Source organism: Priestia sp. TSO9, from assembly GCF_021029645.1.
Classification (GTDB): Bacteria; Bacillota; Bacilli; order Bacillales; family Bacillaceae_H; genus Priestia; species Priestia megaterium_E.
This window is the reverse complement of record NZ_JAJEKD010000015.1, coordinates 425,215-442,667: the sequence shown is the minus strand read 5'-3', so window position 1 is coordinate 442,667 and position 17,453 is coordinate 425,215. Positions and strand designations below refer to the sequence as shown.

At 39.4% G+C, this 17,453-nt stretch carries 21 protein-coding genes; 15 read left to right on the top strand and 6 right to left on the bottom strand.

Annotation, left to right across the window (positions count from 1 at the left end; genetic code table 11):
• Nucleotides 1-9 precede the first annotated feature (9 nt).
• The 8 genes from LJC66_RS17180 (at nt 10) to LJC66_RS17145 (ending at nt 6,630) form a co-directional block, all read left to right on the top strand.
• On the top strand, nt 10-888 hold the full coding sequence (locus tag LJC66_RS17180; RefSeq protein ID WP_230933085.1) for a PhzF family phenazine biosynthesis protein: 879 nt from the start codon (nt 10-12) through the stop codon (nt 886-888).
• A 163-nt stretch (nt 889-1,051) separates the two neighbouring features.
• A complete protein-coding gene (locus LJC66_RS17175) occupies nt 1,052-1,726 on the top strand; it encodes a response regulator transcription factor (protein WP_195696464.1) in 675 nt (224 codons plus the stop codon).
• Nucleotides 1,723-3,105 carry a sensor histidine kinase gene (locus LJC66_RS17170; RefSeq protein WP_230933084.1) on the top strand — a complete coding sequence of 461 codons (1,383 nt, stop codon included), beginning with the start codon at nt 1,723-1,725 and terminating at the stop codon, nt 3,103-3,105. The genes LJC66_RS17175 and LJC66_RS17170 overlap by 4 nt, the downstream gene beginning before the upstream one ends.
• A gap of 72 nt (nt 3,106-3,177) precedes the next feature.
• On the top strand, nt 3,178-4,263 hold the full coding sequence (locus tag LJC66_RS17165; RefSeq protein WP_230933083.1) for an ABC transporter permease: 1,086 nt from the start codon (nt 3,178-3,180) through the stop codon (nt 4,261-4,263).
• On the top strand, nt 4,263-4,958 hold the full coding sequence (locus LJC66_RS17160) for an ABC transporter ATP-binding protein (RefSeq protein WP_230933082.1): 696 nt from the start codon (nt 4,263-4,265) through the stop codon (nt 4,956-4,958). Before LJC66_RS17165 ends, LJC66_RS17160 begins: the two co-directional genes overlap by 1 nt.
• Before the next feature lie 252 nt (nt 4,959-5,210).
• Entirely contained in the window at nt 5,211-5,663 is a 453-nt protein-coding gene (locus LJC66_RS17155) for a hypothetical protein (RefSeq protein ID WP_230933081.1), read from the top strand.
• An 11-nt stretch (nt 5,664-5,674) separates the two neighbouring features.
• Nucleotides 5,675-6,235 (top strand): shikimate kinase, encoded by a 561-nt coding sequence (locus LJC66_RS17150; protein ID WP_195696469.1) that lies wholly within the window; start codon nt 5,675-5,677, stop codon nt 6,233-6,235.
• Between the two features lie 5 nt (nt 6,236-6,240).
• On the top strand, nt 6,241-6,630 hold the full coding sequence (locus LJC66_RS17145) for a VOC family protein (RefSeq protein WP_195696470.1): 390 nt from the start codon (nt 6,241-6,243) through the stop codon (nt 6,628-6,630).
• 66 nt (nt 6,631-6,696) lie between these two features.
• On the opposite strand, the gene LJC66_RS17140 is transcribed toward LJC66_RS17145, so the two are convergent.
• The gene (locus LJC66_RS17140) at nt 6,697-7,002 is read right to left on the bottom strand and encodes a hypothetical protein (protein WP_230933080.1); all 306 of its coding nucleotides are present in this window, start codon (nt 7,000-7,002) and stop codon (nt 6,697-6,699) included.
• Between the two features lie 116 nt (nt 7,003-7,118).
• Here LJC66_RS17140 and LJC66_RS17135 point away from each other — a divergent pair, with 116 nt between their 5' ends.
• The 7 genes from LJC66_RS17135 (at nt 7,119) to LJC66_RS17105 (ending at nt 13,260) form a co-directional block, all read left to right on the top strand.
• Entirely contained in the window at nt 7,119-7,706 is a 588-nt protein-coding gene (locus tag LJC66_RS17135; RefSeq protein ID WP_195696472.1) for a GNAT family N-acetyltransferase, read from the top strand.
• A gap of 183 nt (nt 7,707-7,889) precedes the next feature.
• Nucleotides 7,890-8,249, top strand: coding sequence for a hypothetical protein (locus LJC66_RS17130; protein WP_195696473.1), 360 nt, complete (start codon nt 7,890-7,892; stop codon nt 8,247-8,249).
• Between the two features lie 379 nt (nt 8,250-8,628).
• The gene (locus LJC66_RS17125) at nt 8,629-9,513 is read left to right on the top strand and encodes a hypothetical protein (RefSeq protein ID WP_230933079.1); all 885 of its coding nucleotides are present in this window, start codon (nt 8,629-8,631) and stop codon (nt 9,511-9,513) included.
• A 353-nt stretch (nt 9,514-9,866) separates the two neighbouring features.
• The gene (locus LJC66_RS17120; protein WP_230933078.1) at nt 9,867-10,223 is read left to right on the top strand and encodes a hypothetical protein; all 357 of its coding nucleotides are present in this window, start codon (nt 9,867-9,869) and stop codon (nt 10,221-10,223) included.
• A 330-nt stretch (nt 10,224-10,553) separates the two neighbouring features.
• Nucleotides 10,554-11,834, top strand: a complete 1,281-nt coding sequence (locus LJC66_RS17115; RefSeq protein ID WP_230933077.1) for a glycosyltransferase — start codon at nt 10,554-10,556, stop codon at nt 11,832-11,834.
• A 23-nt stretch (nt 11,835-11,857) separates the two neighbouring features.
• Nucleotides 11,858-12,514: a TetR/AcrR family transcriptional regulator gene (locus tag LJC66_RS17110; RefSeq protein WP_195696475.1), complete on the top strand. Its 657-nt coding sequence runs from the start codon at nt 11,858-11,860 to the stop codon at nt 12,512-12,514.
• Between the two features lie 152 nt (nt 12,515-12,666).
• Nucleotides 12,667-13,260: a hypothetical protein gene (locus LJC66_RS17105; protein WP_195696476.1), complete on the top strand. Its 594-nt coding sequence runs from the start codon at nt 12,667-12,669 to the stop codon at nt 13,258-13,260.
• A gap of 40 nt (nt 13,261-13,300) precedes the next feature.
• On the opposite strand, the gene LJC66_RS17100 is transcribed toward LJC66_RS17105, so the two are convergent.
• The 5 genes from LJC66_RS17100 to LJC66_RS17080 form a co-directional block, all read right to left on the bottom strand.
• Nucleotides 13,301-13,654 carry a DUF1516 family protein gene (locus tag LJC66_RS17100; RefSeq protein ID WP_225049451.1) on the bottom strand — a complete coding sequence of 118 codons (354 nt, stop codon included), beginning with the start codon at nt 13,652-13,654 and terminating at the stop codon, nt 13,301-13,303.
• A gap of 140 nt (nt 13,655-13,794) precedes the next feature.
• Nucleotides 13,795-14,217, bottom strand: a complete 423-nt coding sequence (locus LJC66_RS17095) for a NucA/NucB deoxyribonuclease domain-containing protein (RefSeq protein WP_195696478.1) — start codon at nt 14,215-14,217, stop codon at nt 13,795-13,797.
• Nucleotides 14,218-14,357: 140 nt separating this feature from the next.
• The gene (locus LJC66_RS17090; RefSeq protein ID WP_195696479.1) at nt 14,358-14,822 is read right to left on the bottom strand and encodes a FixH family protein; all 465 of its coding nucleotides are present in this window, start codon (nt 14,820-14,822) and stop codon (nt 14,358-14,360) included.
• 29 nt (nt 14,823-14,851) lie between these two features.
• Nucleotides 14,852-16,234: a PepSY-associated TM helix domain-containing protein gene (locus tag LJC66_RS17085; protein ID WP_230933076.1), complete on the bottom strand. Its 1,383-nt coding sequence runs from the start codon at nt 16,232-16,234 to the stop codon at nt 14,852-14,854.
• Between the two features lie 153 nt (nt 16,235-16,387).
• Complete coding sequence (locus LJC66_RS17080) at nt 16,388-17,380, bottom strand: glycerophosphodiester phosphodiesterase family protein (protein WP_230933075.1); 993 nt, start codon at nt 17,378-17,380, stop codon at nt 16,388-16,390.
• Nucleotides 17,381-17,453: the final 73 nt, after the last annotated feature.

Sequence of the window (17,453 nt, the reverse complement as noted above, 5' to 3'; positions counted from 1 at the left end):
AACACATAAATGAAAAGTATTCAGTATTCCATTGTTGATGTATTTGCACAGAGAAAATATACGGGAAATCAGCTCGCTGTTTTTAAAGACGCAGGAAGACTTTCAGATAAAGAGATGCAGCAAATGGCTAAAGAAATTAATTTTTCTGAAACGACGTTTATCACGTCTGCTTCTGCAAAAGGAGAATATAACGTGCGAATTTTTACGCCTAATGAAGAAGTACCATTTGCAGGACATCCGACGCTCGGTACCGCTTATGTTATCCGAGAAGAACTAGAAGGAAAAGATACAGAGGAGCTTATTCTTCATTATAAAGCAGGTCCTACGCCCGTTACATATGATGAACAAAAAGATGTGCTGTGGATGAAGCAAGGTCAGCCCACGTTTGGGAAAGTGTTAGATAAAAAGCAGGTAGCGGATGTGTTAAACCTTGATGAAGCACATATCGATACGCGTTTTCCCGTTCAAGAAGTATCCACCGGTCTGCCGGTCATCCTTGTCCCGTTAATATCATTAGAAGCAGCTAAAGAAATAAATGTAGACAAAGAAAAATATTTCAAACTGATAGAAAATACAGAAGCGAAAGCAATTATGGTCTTTTCGCCGGAAACCTATCACCAAGATCATCAGCTAAACGTACGAGATTTTGCTGACTACTACGGCGTTCCAGAAGATGCGGCAACCGGCAGCGCCAACGGCTGTTTGGCAGCATATTTAGTTAAATACCGTTACTTTAATCAGCAAGCTATTGACATACGTGTAGAACAAGGATACGAAATCGAAAGACCTTCACTGCTTTATGTAAAAGCTAGTTATGATGGAGAAGCTTTTCACATTCAAGTAGGCGGAAAAGTAGAGATGATTGCGCGCGGTGAATGGATTTTGTAACAAGCTGTTCATCTGCTGTTCACAATAAGTCCTTATCCTAATGAAAAAGCAATAGGACCACGGCGTTTGGTTACACTAGTAAACAGATAGATACTGAAAGAATAAACGATGGCGGCCAAAAGGCCGCCATTTTAAATGGTTGATAAAAGGAGTGGCAGAAGAAATGATTCATATTTTACTGGCGGATGACGATGAGCATATGCGGCAATTAATTCGTCACTATTTGCAGCTTGAAGGCTATGTGGTTCATGAAGCAAAAGACGGAGAGGAAGCTTCGGGTCTGCTTGCTAAGCAGCACATTCATTTAGCGGTTGTCGATATTATGATGCCTCATAAAGACGGATATGAAGTTTGCGAAGAAATACGCAGCTATTATGATTTTCCAATTATTTTGTTAACAGCAAAAGATCAGCTGGAAGACAAAGAAAAAGGCTTTTTAGCAGGAACAGATGACTATGTGACAAAGCCGTTTGAACCAAAAGAATTGATTTTTCGAATCAAAGCACTGCTTCGCCGGTACGAAGTGGTAAATGAAAAAATGATCGTGCTGAACAACACCTCTATCGACCGAAAAAGCTATGAAGTGCACTGCAGCGGGCGACTGTTAATTCTTCCAATGAAAGAATTTGAATTATTAGCTCAACTTGCGAGCTATCCAGGAAGAATTTTCACAAGAGAAGAATTAATTCATCTGATATGGGGAGCGGATTTTAACGGAGATAACCGCACAATCGATGTACACGTAAAAAGGCTGCGCGAAAGGTTTGAACATACCGATGATTTTGTCATTATGACGGTTCGAGGCGTCGGCTATAAGCTTGAGGTGACGGCAAAATGAAGACGCTCTATTTGCGGATTGTTTTGACAACCATTGCTGTAATGGTGTTTAGCAGTCTCCTAGCGTTTATTTTAGCAAACGTTTATTATCAGTACAGCTTAAAACCTTATAACGATCAAAAGCTTACGCGTATGGCAAAAGACATTGCGAGCTTTTACGAAAACAATAGGGGCGTGGATCAACAAGCTTATTTACAGCATATTAGTAAATTGGGCTATCAAATATATGTGGTGGACAGGAGCGGACATGAGACGTTTTACGGACGGGAATTTAGAAATCAGCGCTTAGAAAAGAGTGCTGTCAAACAAGTACTGGACGGAAAAATGTATCACGGAATTGCAAACTTTCCTTCACAGGTGTTTGTGACGGGATTTTTTGATAATGTGTTAGCGAATACCATCGGCGTGCCGTTAAAAGGAGAAAGTAACAAGCAGCAAGCGCTGTTTATCCGCCCTGATATTCAGCTGCAGTTCGGGGAAATGCGCATTTTTTTCTCGGTTATTTTACTGCTGATGATTATATTAAGTATTTTATTTGTACTTATTAGTACGCGTTATTTAGTAAAACCAATTGTCAAGCTAACGGAAGCGACAAAACAAGTGGCAAAAGGAAAATACAACGTCGAGCTGTACGTAAAACGCCGAGACGAAATCGGCGCGCTTGCTTCACATTTCTCCGAGATGGCTAAAAGTTTAGAGCAGCTTGAAGAGATGCGCCAAGAATTTGTATCCAACGTGTCACATGAAATTCAGTCTCCCTTGGCGTCCATTCAAGGATTTTCAAAAACGCTCCGTTCTGCTAACCTTTCAGATGAACAGAGAAATGAGTATCTGTCTATTATTGAAGAAGAAAGCCGGCGCATGTCGTCACTCAGCAAACAGCTGCTTACGCTTGCTTCACTTGATAAAGAAAGTGGACATATCGAAAAAAGTACGTTTGATGTTGCAGCTCAAATCAAGCAAGTGCTGTTTATGACGGAGTGGAGCTGGCGTGAAAAAGAGCTAGCTATTGAAATGGATCTTCCTTCAACGATGATTTCAGGCGATCAAAAACTGCTTCATCAAGTGTGGACAAATTTGATTACAAACAGCGTAAAGTTTACGGAAGAAGGAGGAACGCTGTCTCTTCGCGTTGGTATGGAAGACACGCATTGCCGCGTGGAATTTCAAGATACGGGAATTGGCATGTCAAAAGAAAGCCTCCCGCATATTTTTAATCGTTTTTATAAAGAAGATAAAGCAAGAAGCCGGACCGAAGGAAGCAGCGGGCTTGGCTTAGCGATTGTGAAGCAAATTGTCGAAATGCACGGAGGTTCCATTCACGTTGAAAGCGAAAAAGGAAAAGGCAGCACCTTTCACGTTTATCTTCCGAAAATGTAATGAGCCGTTCATCTTCCATTCATTTTCTATTTTTATACTTTAAATAGAATTAAAAAAGGAGATGAAAGAAACATGTTTTTGGCTTTACGTGAATTGAAACATGCGAAGCTGCGCTACTTACTCATTGGCGTGATTATGGTGTTAATTGTATGGCTTGTGCTTTTTGTATCAGGCTTAGCAAAGGGGCTTTCCTCTGATAATGCTTCAGCTGTTCAAGAAATGAAAGGAAATTACGTTGTGCTTCAAAAAGAAGCGGATCAGCGCCTGACGCGCTCTGTTTTATCTATAAACAAAACAGAAGATATTCAACAACTAAGCGGCAAGAAAAATGCTGAGCCGCTTGGTGTGATGATGACAGCCGTTATAAGTGAAGGAAAACAGAAAAAAATAGACGCCTCGTTTTTTGCTGTAAGCACAAGCGGCTTTTTAGCTCCGAACGTAATAGAAGGGAAGATGATTACGAACGATGCGAAACATGAAGCCGTGGCGGACTCTTCTCTAAAAGAAGAAGGAGTAAAGCTAGGTGATATGATAAAAGATACGGCTTCAGGAAAAAGCTTTAGGATTGTTGGGTTTACAAAAAATCAGTCGTTTAGTCACGCGCCTGTTATTCATATTAATCTTACAGAGTGGAAGACAATTGAAAGCACAGGTGCCTTTAATGCAGTGGTGTTAAATATGAACGATAAAAAAGCACATGCTCTTCAAAAAAAGGAATCTGACATTGATGTAATTAGTAAAGATGAAGCGTTAAAAGGAATTCCTGGCTATCAAGAAGAACAAGGCTCGCTTTTAATGATGGTCGCGTTTTTGTTTATCATTGGCGCTTTTGTATTAGCCGTTTTTTTCTACGTAATAACGCTTCAAAAAATGAATCAGTTTGGGGTGTTAAAAGCGATAGGAGCAAAAACAAGTTATTTAGCGGGGACGATTTTATCTCAAGTGGTTGTGTTAACTTTATGCAGTCTCGCTATTAGCATTGGACTGACGTACGGAGTAGCAGCCGTATTGCCGGATTCGATGCCGTTTCACTTGGACGTGTCGCTAATCGCAGGCTGTTCGGCGCTGTTTGTAGCTGTTTCCGTACTGAGTTCATTATTGTCGCTGTATCGCGTAGCAAAAGTAGATGCGGTTGAAGCGATTGGGAGGGCAGTTTAATGAGTGAAGAAAAATTAGTTTTAGAGAGTGTTAGCAAGTCGTTTGGAGAAGGAGAAAACGCTGTAGTCGTGTTAAATGACCTATCGCTGCGTGTAAAAGCAGGAGAGCTTGTGGCGATTGTCGGTCCTTCTGGTTCTGGGAAAAGTACCTTTTTATCCATTGCAGGTGCGCTGCTTTCACCGTCTAGCGGACGTGTGATCATTGACGGAGACGAGATTAATAAAATGTCTCCATCACAAATGAACAGCATCCGTTTGAAGAAAATCGGCTTTATCTTTCAATCAGCTAATTTAATTCCATATTTAACAGTTCGCGATCAGCTTCTTCTTGTAACGGAACTAGAAGGAAATCGAAACAAAGACGCCAAAAAAAGAGCGGATGATTTGCTTGAAAAGCTAGGGCTTGCTCATCGAAAACATCACTATCCTGAAAGTCTATCCGGCGGAGAGCGCCAGCGGGCAGCGATTGCAAGAGCGTGGATGAATAACCCTGAAATTATCTTTGCAGATGAGCCGACGGCAAGCTTGGATTCAGAGCGAGGAAGAGCAGTCGTGCAAATGCTCGCAGATGAAGTAAAGCTGAGGGGCAAATCAGCTGTAATGGTTACGCATGACCAAAGAATGCTGGATTTATGTGACCGCGTTGTGTGGATGGAAGATGGGAAATTAGTAGAATCAAATAGCGTGCAAGTTTAAAAAAGTGCTGCTCTTGTCAAGAGCAGCACTTTTTTTGCGTTCTTCATTGTGCATATATTTGTCGTCTCGGTTTGGCGCCTCCATACGTTCGCTTCTTTGTTAGTAGATGGGTTAGTTATTCATATTTCATTTCTTTAAAAAGCGTGTAGCGAAAATAAAACGATTAACATATGTAACATAATTTAAAAGGGAAGAAAATAAGAAACAGGAAATGAAAAAGCAATGAAGAAATAGTAAAAAGGTGATGAAACGATGAGAAAATGGAAAACAGCCGGGTTTGGACTTATCGTAGCAAGCTTTACGGGATGTTCAAGCAGTGGAGTTCTTGAAGAATCCCCGCCAAAAGCGTATCTCGAGGCAAACAACCACCTTTATGAAACAAAAGTTGGCACATACTGCTGGAAAGAGACGTGTGTGGATAAAGCAGGCCCTTTAGAATTGTTAAAAACCGAAAAGCCTATTGAAGTTAAAGCAAATGAATCGCTAGCGCTTATTATCAAACATAAGCGGCAGCCTAACGAGAGGCATATGGTACAAATACAAAACAAAAATGAAGTGGACGTACCACTAAAGAAAAATAAGATGAAAACACCTTCTGAAAGAGGTACTTACTACTACTCATATTCAGTATGGTGGATGGATAAAAATCAAAAAAATGTATCCAATGGAGATGCGTTGTACGCGTTTGTGCTGGAAGTGAAATAAGGAGGTAGCATATGCAAACCCCCATTATTCTCATTGGACCTATGTGCGCTGGAAAAACGACGGTCGGTGAAAAAGTGGCAAAAAAACTAGATATTCCTCAGTGCTCAATGGATGAAGTGAGGTTTTCCTACTACAGGGAAATAGGATTCAGTAAAGAAACACAGCAAAACATTCGAGAAAAACAAGGATTTCAAGGCATGTACGACTATTGGAAGCCGTTTGAAGCCTATGCCGTTAAAAGAATACTAGAAGAGTACAAACATGCGGTCATTGATTTTGGCGCGGGTCACTCAGTGTATGAAGACATGGGGTTGTTTCAGCAAGTAGAAAAGACGTTAAAACCTTACCAGTCTCTATTTTTATTGCTTCCCAGTGCTGATAAAGAAGTGTCTATACAACTATTACATCAAAGATTGCAGCAAATAACAGATGATAAAGATGTTTTTGAACTTAACAAACATTTTGTAACGCATCCATCAAATGAGATGCTGGCAAAACAAACAATCTACACAAAGGAAAAGTCGGCAGATACCGTAGCCGAAGAAATTATTTTATCTATATCCAAGGAGTGAAAGCAATGATTAAAAAAGTCGGTCAAATTATGGTATATGTAAACGATCAAGATCAAGCGGTAAAGTTTTGGACAGAAAAAATGGGATTTCAAGTTATGTCTGAACAAAATAATGAGCAAGGCATGAAGTGGATTGAGCTAGCGCCGGTAGCGGGTGCTGAAACAACTATTATCCTTCATAACAAACAGCTAATAGCAAAAATGCAGCCAGAATTAAACGTCGGAACTCCTTCGCTTCTGTTTTTTACAGAGAATGTGGATGAACTATACAGAGATTTAACAGCTAAAAGCGTAACGGTGGGAGAAATCGTATCAATGCCTTCAGGACGAGTCTTTAATTTTTCAGACAGTGAAGGTAACTATTTTGCAGTTATGGAAAAAGCGAATAATAAATAGAGGAAACAGAAAAACACCGGGAGCATATATATTTTTCTCGGTGTTTTACATGTGAAACAGGATGAGTTAGACTTCATTGTCATTAGTGAAATTAAATTCAATTAGCTTATTTCGCCCGCACTTTCCTGCGATTTGTCCTTCTTGATTCGCATTTTGCCCGCCATTTTTGGCAATTTGTCCACCTTGAGATGCATTTTGCCCGCCGTTTATAGTAATTTGTCCGCCTTCATATGCAATATTTGTATAATAATTAATGGTTACACAGCATGGTTTTTTCTTATGAGGACGCTTTTTAAAAGAATAATCGTTTTCTACATAATATTTGTCATCTGCTGAATTGTAGTAGCAATAATATTTTTTTATAGGATTCACTCCTTTCGTCATAGTTGTTATATTTTATTCGTTATTTAAAGTTATGCTTGTACACCTATGTATTCATATTCGTTTTAATTTCCTAGAATTTAATAAATCAAGGAGTGAGATGTTTTATGATGAAACTAATAGGAGAAAAAGTGTTGCTAAGGGAAGCGACAGAGGAAGATATTAATGAACTTTATTATTGGAAATACGAAGAAAAAAACCAAGAAGCAAAAAAGTGGAACGCTCCTTATATAACAGAAGAAAAGCTTACGAAAAAAGAATATATGAATTTACTGGACAAAGAGCATGAGCTTTTTCCAGGCGTTCCTCGACTCCTTACGGTCATCATTGATAAAAAAGCGGTGGGAACCGTAAGCTGTTACTGGGTGGACAAGCAAACAAACTGGCTGGAAACTGGAATTGTTATTTACGACTCAGCCTATTGGAGCGGGGGATACGGAACGGAAGCTTACCGGATGTGGATTGATTTTTTATTTGAATCGACATCTTTGCATAGACTCGGTATGTCCACGTGGTCAGGCAACATCAGAATGATAAAAACAGCTGCAAAAATAGGCATGAAAGAAGAAGCGAGAATCAGAGAAGCACGTATCGTAAACGGTGAACATTTTGACAGCATCAAAATGGGAATGCTGCGAAGGGAATGGGAAAGTCATCGCAATAAAAGATTTGATTATGAAAGAACACAGAGATAAATTAGAGCGCTAATATACATTGTCTAATTATTTAAAGCTTCTTCCTTTTTGAATGGAAGAAGCTTTTCTTATGTTCAATCATGTCATTTGTGAGATCTAGCGTGTATAAAATTAAAAGAAGGAACGTTTATATAGGTCTGCTCAAATCAGCTACTGTGTTAAAAACATCAGGGGGGGAAATGCATGCGGGCAAACTTTAAAGAATCTACAAAAAGAAGCGTGAAAAAGGAGAGAACGCTGCAATTTACGCTAAATGTAATCGGAATATTTATGTTTATAGGGGTTTTAATCAGATGGTGGACTGTTCCGTTCGCTATTAGTAACAACCTCGGAATTTATTATAATCCAGATTTTCAAATGAAGCCGAGTGAGTGCAAGGAATTTCTTGCATTCGTTTTATGCGCAGCAGGCGTGTATTTTAGTTTAATAAATATCTACTTTTTAGGCAAAACAGGTAAAAAACTAGTCTATACCGTTCTTGTTTTACTGGCTGTCTTTAACCTCTATATGATGCTTACACTTCTTGCTGTAGAGACGCATTAAAGGAGTGTGTGCAGCTTAAAAGAAAGAGGTCAAACTTCCTTTCTCCCTTAAATGGTTCTACGTTTTTTCTATGTAAAAAACAGATAAGTCTTCAAACGTCTTCATTAGCTGAGCTTCCATATTACTTCCATCTTTTGATATTTTCACTGACACATATGTAAACATTATGTACATTTTTACTTTCATACAATTCTATCAAATTTATCATTTTAGCCGAGAAGACCCCCACCTCAAGGAGCGGAATAGGCGGAGCCCAGCGAGTAGGTGGGGGATGAAGCGGTCTTGTTTAATATTTTTTGACTTTGAGTTTGAAATGTTTCCCTATCTTGTTATAAACTATTAACTAAATAATAGAACGTAAGTTCGGGAGGGTAGACAAATGAAGAAAGCGTATTTTTCAAAGCGTATTTGGAAAGAGGATGTAAACGTCCTTACAGTAGCTGAAATGGCAACGTTAAGCAAAGTATTTAATTGCGCCAGACGTTTTGCGTTTCCAACACTCGTTCGTCAAAAACGGTGGGAATGCGAACTATATAAGGAAAGTATTCACGTAGTCGTGAAGAGAAAGTTTGGCATCAATGATTATATAGCAAACAGCATTGTACGTGAATCTCAAGCTCTTCTAAAAGCTCAAACCGAACTAAATAAGCTGTATATCAAGCAAACAGACGAAAGGATTAAAAAGATAAAGAACAAACTAAAAAAAGAACGTTCCTTTTTGACCACTCTTCGTAAGATAAAAGAGAGCTGTGTCGAAGGAACCCTAAGGTTTCCTAAAAATAGAAACTATGTCTTACATTCTAGTGGACTTATTTCACTAGAATGTAAGAGTTGTTCTCTCATTTGGATGAATACCTACTTATTTGAGCATCAATATCTCGATGTCACGATTAAACGACTAAAAGCAAAAATTGGGCATTTAGCACACCGGCTTTTTCGTCTAGAAGGACAAAAAGAGAAGTTGACCACTCATATTTCTAGCGTGGTCTTTGGCTCAAAAAAGTTGTTTAAGCACCAATTTACGAAAAAAGAGTTTGTGCAAGATCATCAGTCTTGGAAAGAACTCTTTTTAGCTGTACGAAACAAGCAAGTGTTGATTTCGGGACGCAAAGATGCCGCAGCTGGCAATTTTGTCTTTACTTATCAGCCGGACACACATGACTTATATATGACTTCCCTTTCGGGGAAAGTTGTTACATTTTCAAATGTGGTTTTCCCTTATGGGCAAGAACAGGTTAATCAAACCGTTGTTCGATGTAAATAAACCATCTGGTAACATCAATCTTACACATAAAGAATTAACAGAAAAAGAAAGTAAACATTTAAAGAAAGCTTTTGCATAAGTAATATATACCTTGAACTTCTTGTACCAAATACTTACTAACGCTACCGGAGCAGATAGCGATTTTCTAAGGTTTGGGTGCATTACAAGAATGTTCAAGCCATTCCATACCAATGAAGGTTGGTGTACCCGCTACAAGCGCTTGCTTACATAGAAAGAGCTGTATGTGTGGTTGTCCCGAAAGGACACTTCTGTAATTTGTATGGCTAACCGACTCCGTTGAACGGGAAGGGTTCCTAAGTCTTTGGAGATTTTAGGAATCTCCTACTTTAAGCTTGCTAAGTGGGGGTAGTTCAATAAAAGAACACAGATATTACGAGTACGAAGAAAACTATTTTTGGCTTGCAGCAAGCGAAGATTTTAGTAAGCTAATTATTCAAGAACCTGATATGGAGAGCTTATTTGGAGCTAAAAGCGAAGACGAAAAACCGGCAACAAAAGAGCTGTTAAGTCAGTGGCTCATTCATACCGAGGCTTATAAAAAACAATTAAACCAGCATATTAATGACTGCAAAAAAAGTAATGAAACAAATGAAGGCATAACGGCTGTTTTAGAAAAGTTGCTGACTATATCAGCAGCAGAAATTGAACAAGCCCCAATTGAGAAATTAGCTGCCTCACGAGCAGTTTAACTTGAAAAATAGGTAACTATTCATAGCTCTAATAGGTAAAAGATGCTTCGTTTAAAACCCGAAGCATCTTTTTTCATTCTTTATAAAGAGGGGGTTATCTTTAGAATGCTCTTTTAGGAGGCGGTTTCTCAATGATTAAAGACATCTATGTCACGTTTTTGGACTTAAGACATGCAAATTCAACTATGTAACTTTACGAAAAGAGCCTTAGGAAAATAAAGGATAGTAATAAAAGCGACAATATTGTCGTTTTTTTATTGACGGATTAATCCGAGAAGGGTACATTATATTAAAACGACATAGTTGTCGTTTTAATATAAGGAGGCTGAAATGATGCTTATTACGATGTTAACAACAGGAACTCGAGGAGACACCCAGCCTTTTATGGCTTTAGGATTAGAGCTAAAAAAGAAAGGATACCGTGTACGAATTGCCGCTTCAGAAGCTTACCAAAACTTCATAGAATCGTACGGGTTTGAATATGCCATGCTTCGAGGAGATGTTTCTAAAATTATAGAGAGCGGAGCAGCAGACGACGCAATTAATGCAGACAACCCTCTCAAATTTTTTTCAAGCTTAAAAAATGAAAAGATGATGGGTATGATGATTAATATACAAGAAGATTTGCACAAAGCATGCAAAGGAGCCGATGCAATTGTATATCATCCAGGTGCGGCAATTGGTTACTTTGCTGCTAAAGAGATGAATATACCAAGTATCCTAGCCAGCCCTTTTCCAATGATACCAACAAAAGATTATCCAGCTTTACTTTTTTATGATCGCCCCCGATTTGGAAAAATATATAACAAGCTGACGCATCGTATTTTTGAATGGGGATTTTGGAAAGTAGTAAGTGGTCCTTTAAAAAAATATTGGGTGCAGCAGCATGGAACAGGAAATAACGATTTTTTATGTCCGTATCCAAAGCAGCGTACAGCAGCTAACCCAACTATTATTTCATCAAGTCCCGCCGTATTTTCCGTATCTAAAGATTGGCCTGAACACGTGCATTCCTATGGAAATTGGTTTATGGACAGTGACCATAGCTATCAGCCGGAAGAGAAGCTGGAAAGATTTTTAAAGGATGGAGAACCGCCGGTTTATATTGGATTTGGAAGTGTTGGGGATAAAAAAAACGCAGACGAAACGACTGCTTTAGTGATTAAAGCCTTAAAACTTGCCGGGAAACGAGGTATCATCAATATAGGAGGAAGTGGAACGAATCACATGGAGGAGATAACAGAAGACATTGTATTTGTAAAAGATATCCCTCATGAGTGGCTGTTTCCTAAAATGTCTGCCGTTGTTCATCATGGAGGAGCGGGAACAACAGCCGAAGGCCTTCGAGCCGGTGTTCCAAGTGTTATTGTTCCTTATGGAAATGACCAATTCGCTTGGGGAAGAAAAATTCATGAGCTAGGAGCTGGAGCAAAAGCCATTCCGAGAAAAGAATTGACGGCTGAAAAATTATCCGCAGCTATTTCCTGTACGCAAGTTAATGAAATTCGATTCAAAGCACAAGAAATCGGAAAACAACTCCGAGGTGAAAAGGGAGCTGAAAAAGCAGCTCAGGTGATTATTGATACACTAGAGACATTCGAAAATAAATAGAAAAGTAAGCGAGCGTGAAAAGAATGCCAAAAGTAAGGGAAGGATACGCTGAAAAAAAGAAGCAAGAGATTTTAGAAGCAGCCAAAAGAGTATGCAAGAGCAAACCGGTGCATGATGTAGCCATGCGAGATATCGTTTTGGAAGCTGGAATGAGTCAAGGAGGCGTGTACAAATATTTTTCAAACCTTGATGAAGTATTTGTCGGACTTCTTAATCAAGAAAGCGTCAGCTATAAAGTAAAAGATAAAATTGAAGCCCTGCTTCAGACAAAGAAAGACTCCTTTGAAATGTTACATGATTTTATTATGTATATTGGAGAGCATATCCAGGAATCAATGACAGCGGGAGGAGAAATTTACTTTGAACTAGTAGCGTTGTATTCAAAAGACCCTCAGCGTTTTATGAAAATTGAAGATCAGCTAGTTGAAGTATCAAACCTTAAATATATCCAAAAAAAGCTTCACGACTTTATTACGGAACAAATAGAAGTAAAGAATTTCTCTCCGGCTGTACCAGCAGATGACCTGCTAGCTTTTATGGCTACAACGATCAACGGAATTACACAAAATCCAGCGCCGGTTTACAACGTCGATGAACAGAAACAAGTTGCTGAGGCGGCGAACGTAGAACGGCATGTCAATACGCTGTCAATAGCTGTCCGAAAGCTATTAGGTGAATAAGCACAGCTGCAATCTTGAAATGTTCCCTATAGTATTGCTAGCAGCGTTAAGCATAGTTAGAAAAAAGGCTCTCACTTCTCCGTCTTCTTTGAATAGTTTTGCAAAAATTAAGCATAATACGACTGCAAACTATATTTAAGGAGATGGAAAAAATGAAAAAAGGACTTATCATTGCTTCTTCAGTTCTTTTCCTTTCAGGTCTAGCTGCATGCGGAGGAAATAAGGACAATAACGCAATGGACGACACTCAAAATGGATTACGCAACACTTCTACAAACGACGGGGTTGATAACAATATCCCAATGGATAACACCGATCAGCCGACCAAGTCAGTTAAAGCAGCGCAAAATGTAGAAGATATGAAGGAAGTTGATGATGCATATGTGCTTCGCGATAATAATAATGCCTATGTAACGGTAGACCTAGCCGGAAATGACGCAGCGGACAATAATGATAACGGCAAGGTCAACAACGTAACGTATAACGGCGATACTTATCATGAAGTTTCAACTGATTTTGAACAAAAAATTGCGGACCGTGTGAGAGAAGCAGATAGTAAAATTGACAAAGTATACGTGACGTTTGTAAACACGGGCTTAGACAATATGAACAACAACAATAACGTACCTGGCGTAGATAAAAATGACAAGATGTATCGAGATGATGAAAAAGATAACAACCGTGATCCAGAAGATATTGTAGAAGATCCAAAAGATATGATGGACCGTAACAACAAAGATCAATAACATCAAAAAGGCCTCTGAATCACCAGAGGCCTTTGGTTCATTAACTAAGTTCAAGTAAAGAAATAAAAATCGGAAGAACACAGCAAGAAACGGCTGAAATAAAATCAAGCTCGTTCTGTTTTTTTGCAGAAAGCGTGAACTCCATCAAAATAATTGTCAGGATACTCATGAAAAGCGTTGCATAAAAAAGAAAATCGCGCTGACTTTCCACTAAAAACAACACCGCATTTAAAATCAAAATAACGGCATAAAGAAACTTAAGCAGCAAGTGAAGCTGCATGCTAAATTTATTCTCTTGTTTGTAGCGCAAGATATAAACAAAAAAGAAAATAAATAAAGTTAATTGCCATGAGGCAGGGAGTAGCTGCTGCCATAGATTGTCCAAGAAACTCATTCCTCCTATAAAACGATGATGCATATATGTAACACACACGTTTTTATTTTAAAAGTGAAGAGTATCTTTAGGCAAGAGCAATTTTTCATTTTTTATAGACTTTTAATATAAAAAATGAAAGGTCATCACGACCATTCTTTTTACTTCACTTCAATTAAAACCTTCGTACCGTCAGAAAACTCGTCTACTTGATGGGAGATCCAAGACCCGGCGCCTCGGTTGTCTGAAGGCTTTACATATTCAATATCGGCACCGCTTCCGCCTTCTTCACAAAAGGCCATCGGAAACTCATCTCGGTCATAGCCTCTTTTAGTCGGAATGCCTTTTAAAGACTCACGGCGGTTTTCCTCAGCCCCGTCTCGGTCAATTGTACAAACAGCCGATTTTCCTTTATCGATTGCATGTTGAATGTGCGCTGCAGTTTCAGGGTAACGATCAGCAGGGAAGGTAATTACTTCATCGTAGGAGGTATTCGTTGAAGAGTTCTGCTCTAACGGATTTCCTTCAATCATAACAATAACGGCTAATACTAAAATTAAAATACCAGAAACAATTTTTTTCAATCTGTAAAACTCCTTTATAAAACGTTTATCACTTTTATTTTAAAGTAATAAGAAAAAAATGTAAAAACATATAATGGAACTAGCTAGAATTTATAAGAAAAACATAAGCTCACGTACAGCCCCTGAACGTGAGCTTATGCCTAATGATGAGAGTGATGATGGTGCGTTTCGTTTTCAGCTGGCTGCAGTGAACGTAACTCTTCTTTCGATAATTTGCCTACTGCGACTTGCTGAGTAGGAAGGATGTGTTCACCGCGCGCGTTAATATCGGTTTTAATATAATAAATACCATCCTCTTTAAAGGTTGCTTTTGCTTTATACATACTGCCGTCATAATGCGCTTTTACTGTTTCAACTTTACCGGGAGCATCTTTTTTCCACACTTTAAACTGAACGCTTTTTGCATCATTCACCGTTTTATTTTGTTGCATTACGTGCACTTCTAGTACCTGTGTGCTCCGTGGCTCTATATTTTCAGGAAGCATCACATGCGCAGACAGAGGCTTTGGCTGCTTGTAGAGCTGATCTGCGTTACTGTTTACAGAGCACGCGGAAAGTAAAATCGTACTGAGTATGACCAATCCGGGTATTTTCCATTTGTTCATTGTTACTGCACCTCACATCGTTTCATGCATCATGCGTTTAAAAACCGCTTCAATGCTGTAATTCGTTTGATGACAAAGAAATCTAAAAGCCACACGATAACTAAGGACAGTCCGGCTAAAGGAAAGACAAGACCAAACACCACGATTATACACGTCACGATGCGCATTGCATTTCCTTCAGGAACTTTAGGAGAACCTATGTTTTTAGCTGGTTTTCGTTTCCACCACAGTAAGGCTCCGCTGATGGCGATACCAGCAATTCCGATACAAATAATGAGGCCAATAAGCTGATTTATAAACCCAAACTGTGTACCTTTATGAAGCGTAATACCAAGCGCAATCAATTTTCCCATAAATCCATAGTTGTCGTACCGATAATCAGCTAACACAGCGCCGGTGTATTGATCAAGGTGAATGGTTGCTTCATCCTGAGCTCTTGGTGAAAAAACAGAGAGCGTATACACGCCTTGAGGTTCCTGTGGAATAGAAATGGTATAGCCGTCGTGCATAAGCTGTTCTTTTGCAATATCTACAATGTCATCAAGCGATACTTTTGTATATTGCGAAGATGTGGAGCTTGGAACTTCTAACGTTTCAGCTCCCCAAGGCACGTCCGCTACATCTTTTGTTTGCACGGTTGAAGTAGGGGCACTGCCTACCCAAATAGACGGAGGGTACCCAACGCCTGCGTTTGTGGCGATTTGCTGAAACGCATTGCCCCACAGTCCTGACCACGGAAGGCCCGTTAGTACGAGAAAAAGCATACCGGCTGAAATCCAAAAGGCCGGTACCGCATGAAGGTCTCGTGCAAGCACGTTTTTACCTTTTGAAAAACGAGGGATCAGCACGCCTTTTACTTTGTCTTTTTTGCGCGGCCACCATAAAAAAGCACCGGTTACAATTAAGACAACCGCCCAGCAGGCAGCCAGTTCTACAATACGATCACCCGCTGTTCCTGCCATTAGCTCTCCGTGAAATTCTTCAATTTGATTCATTAAGCGACTCGAATCATCCAGTTTTCCTACAATGTGACCATTGTGAGGATTAACAAAAATCGTATATGTATGGTCTTTTAATGAGATTCCTACTTCTGAAGAACGAGTGGAGCGCTCACTGGGCTTATACGTCAACACGTCAGCGCCTGGATACTTTTCCTTTACAGCCTGCACTTGTGCTGAAGGGGATGTAGACTGTGACTGAGCTTGAACATGATACAAGTCGTGGTACAGTCTTTCTTCAATTTGAGGCTTGAATAAATACATGCCTCCAGTAACAGCTAATATAAGAAGAAACGGAGTAAATACTAAACCCGCATAAAAGTGCCAGCGCCATATAGCTTTGTATAGGCCTTGAGAACGCGCCGTGCTTTTTTTAGTTGTCCTCGTTGTTTCTTCGCGCTTTTCCTGCATCATTTTTTCCTCCTTTTTACTAACGAACGTGCTTTTATTATAGAAGGAAAGGGAGAATTAGCCATCACTCCTGAGAGTGATTGTTGAGACTTATAAGAGGAAGGTGCTAATAAAAAAAGCATCTGCTTAATGTAGAAAGGGCAGATGCTTTTTCGATTATTTCTTTTTCTTTTCATAATAAGGACCTAGACGATCAATACGATTTGTCCAAATTCCACCTGAATAATTAGCCGGAAGGCGGTTTATGTCTTTGACAGAATCAAATCCTGTGGAAAATTCGCTTCCGTTTCCGCCTACAATAATCGTCCGGGTATTGATAAGATCCATTCGGTTTAAAAAGCGGTTTGGCCATCCCCACAGAAAAGGTCCGATCTTTTCGGGTATATGTAGTTCAGTGTTTTCGCATGTTTTAGGCATGTATCCGCTCCACCCGGTTGCTATATATGGAATAAGGCAAGATTTCATCGTTGCTTTTGACATGACTTTTAAGTTGGGCATCGCTTTTTTCAGCGAATTAATCGGTTCGTCTCCTCCGTAGACAGTGATGTTTTTTAAGCGTTCTTTAGAGAGATGCGACAAGTACGTTGCTAATTTTTTTCCTTCTTCAGGATCATTGCTTTTTACGTGAATAAGAAAAGATTTGTGCGGAAAGTATTTCATCACTTCGTCTAGAGAAGGCATAAGGTTAACTCCTTTGCCCCGAAAAGGATGCGTTTTTCCTCCGTCTGCCGTGTAGCCGTACCCAATATCAAGCTTTTTTAATTCCGCCATCGTGTAGTCCCGTGTTACGCCCGTTCCGTTTGTCCGGCAATCAAGAGTCCAATCATGAAACACAGCAAACTGATTGTCTTTTGTAATGTGAACGTCAAGCTCGACTATATCAGCTCCGTCTTTAAAGGCTTCTTTTATAGACGGAATCGTATTTTCTAAAAAAGAGTGCTCAGGTTTATAGATGCGTTCCGCTGTACACGTATCATTTTGAATCCCTTTTATGTTAAACGTTTGAGCTACGCCTCTATGAGCAAGAAGGAGAGGCTGTCCGCTTCTTTTTGTCAATAAAGAGCTGTTGTTTATGTAGACAAAAACAGCAATTCCGATCAAAATAAACCATACAGATTTTCGTTTTAAAAGCGCTCTTAAAAAATTCATGGTATCCCCCAGGTAGTTATTACATGTTAATTCTTACTTCTAAAAAATCCTATAAGAATCCGTTCTCATTTTC

Excerpts from the sequence above, each read along its gene's own strand:
- LJC66_RS17180 (WP_230933085.1), top strand. The coding sequence starts at position 10 with ATGAAAAGTATTCAGTATTCCATTGTTGATGTATTTGCACAGAGAAAA.
- LJC66_RS17175 (WP_195696464.1), top strand. The coding sequence starts at position 1,052 with ATGATTCATATTTTACTGGCGGATGACGATGAGCATATGCGGCAATTA.
- LJC66_RS17170 (WP_230933084.1), top strand. The coding sequence starts at position 1,723 with ATGAAGACGCTCTATTTGCGGATTGTTTTGACAACCATTGCTGTAATG.
- LJC66_RS17165 (WP_230933083.1), top strand. The coding sequence starts at position 3,178 with ATGTTTTTGGCTTTACGTGAATTGAAACATGCGAAGCTGCGCTACTTA.
- LJC66_RS17160 (WP_230933082.1), top strand. The coding sequence starts at position 4,263 with ATGAGTGAAGAAAAATTAGTTTTAGAGAGTGTTAGCAAGTCGTTTGGA.
- LJC66_RS17155 (WP_230933081.1), top strand. The coding sequence starts at position 5,211 with ATGAGAAAATGGAAAACAGCCGGGTTTGGACTTATCGTAGCAAGCTTT.
- LJC66_RS17150 (WP_195696469.1), top strand. The coding sequence starts at position 5,675 with ATGCAAACCCCCATTATTCTCATTGGACCTATGTGCGCTGGAAAAACG.
- LJC66_RS17145 (WP_195696470.1), top strand. The coding sequence starts at position 6,241 with ATGATTAAAAAAGTCGGTCAAATTATGGTATATGTAAACGATCAAGAT.
- LJC66_RS17135 (WP_195696472.1), top strand. The coding sequence starts at position 7,119 with ATGATGAAACTAATAGGAGAAAAAGTGTTGCTAAGGGAAGCGACAGAG.
- LJC66_RS17130 (WP_195696473.1), top strand. The coding sequence starts at position 7,890 with ATGCGGGCAAACTTTAAAGAATCTACAAAAAGAAGCGTGAAAAAGGAG.
- LJC66_RS17125 (WP_230933079.1), top strand. The coding sequence starts at position 8,629 with ATGAAGAAAGCGTATTTTTCAAAGCGTATTTGGAAAGAGGATGTAAAC.
- LJC66_RS17115 (WP_230933077.1), top strand. The coding sequence starts at position 10,554 with ATGATGCTTATTACGATGTTAACAACAGGAACTCGAGGAGACACCCAG.
- LJC66_RS17110 (WP_195696475.1), top strand. The coding sequence starts at position 11,858 with ATGCCAAAAGTAAGGGAAGGATACGCTGAAAAAAAGAAGCAAGAGATT.
- LJC66_RS17105 (WP_195696476.1), top strand. The coding sequence starts at position 12,667 with ATGAAAAAAGGACTTATCATTGCTTCTTCAGTTCTTTTCCTTTCAGGT.
- LJC66_RS17100 (WP_225049451.1), bottom strand. The coding sequence starts at position 13,654 with ATGAGTTTCTTGGACAATCTATGGCAGCAGCTACTCCCTGCCTCATGG.
- LJC66_RS17090 (WP_195696479.1), bottom strand. The coding sequence starts at position 14,822 with ATGAACAAATGGAAAATACCCGGATTGGTCATACTCAGTACGATTTTA.
- LJC66_RS17085 (WP_230933076.1), bottom strand. The coding sequence starts at position 16,234 with ATGATGCAGGAAAAGCGCGAAGAAACAACGAGGACAACTAAAAAAAGC.
- LJC66_RS17080 (WP_230933075.1), bottom strand. The coding sequence starts at position 17,380 with ATGAATTTTTTAAGAGCGCTTTTAAAACGAAAATCTGTATGGTTTATT.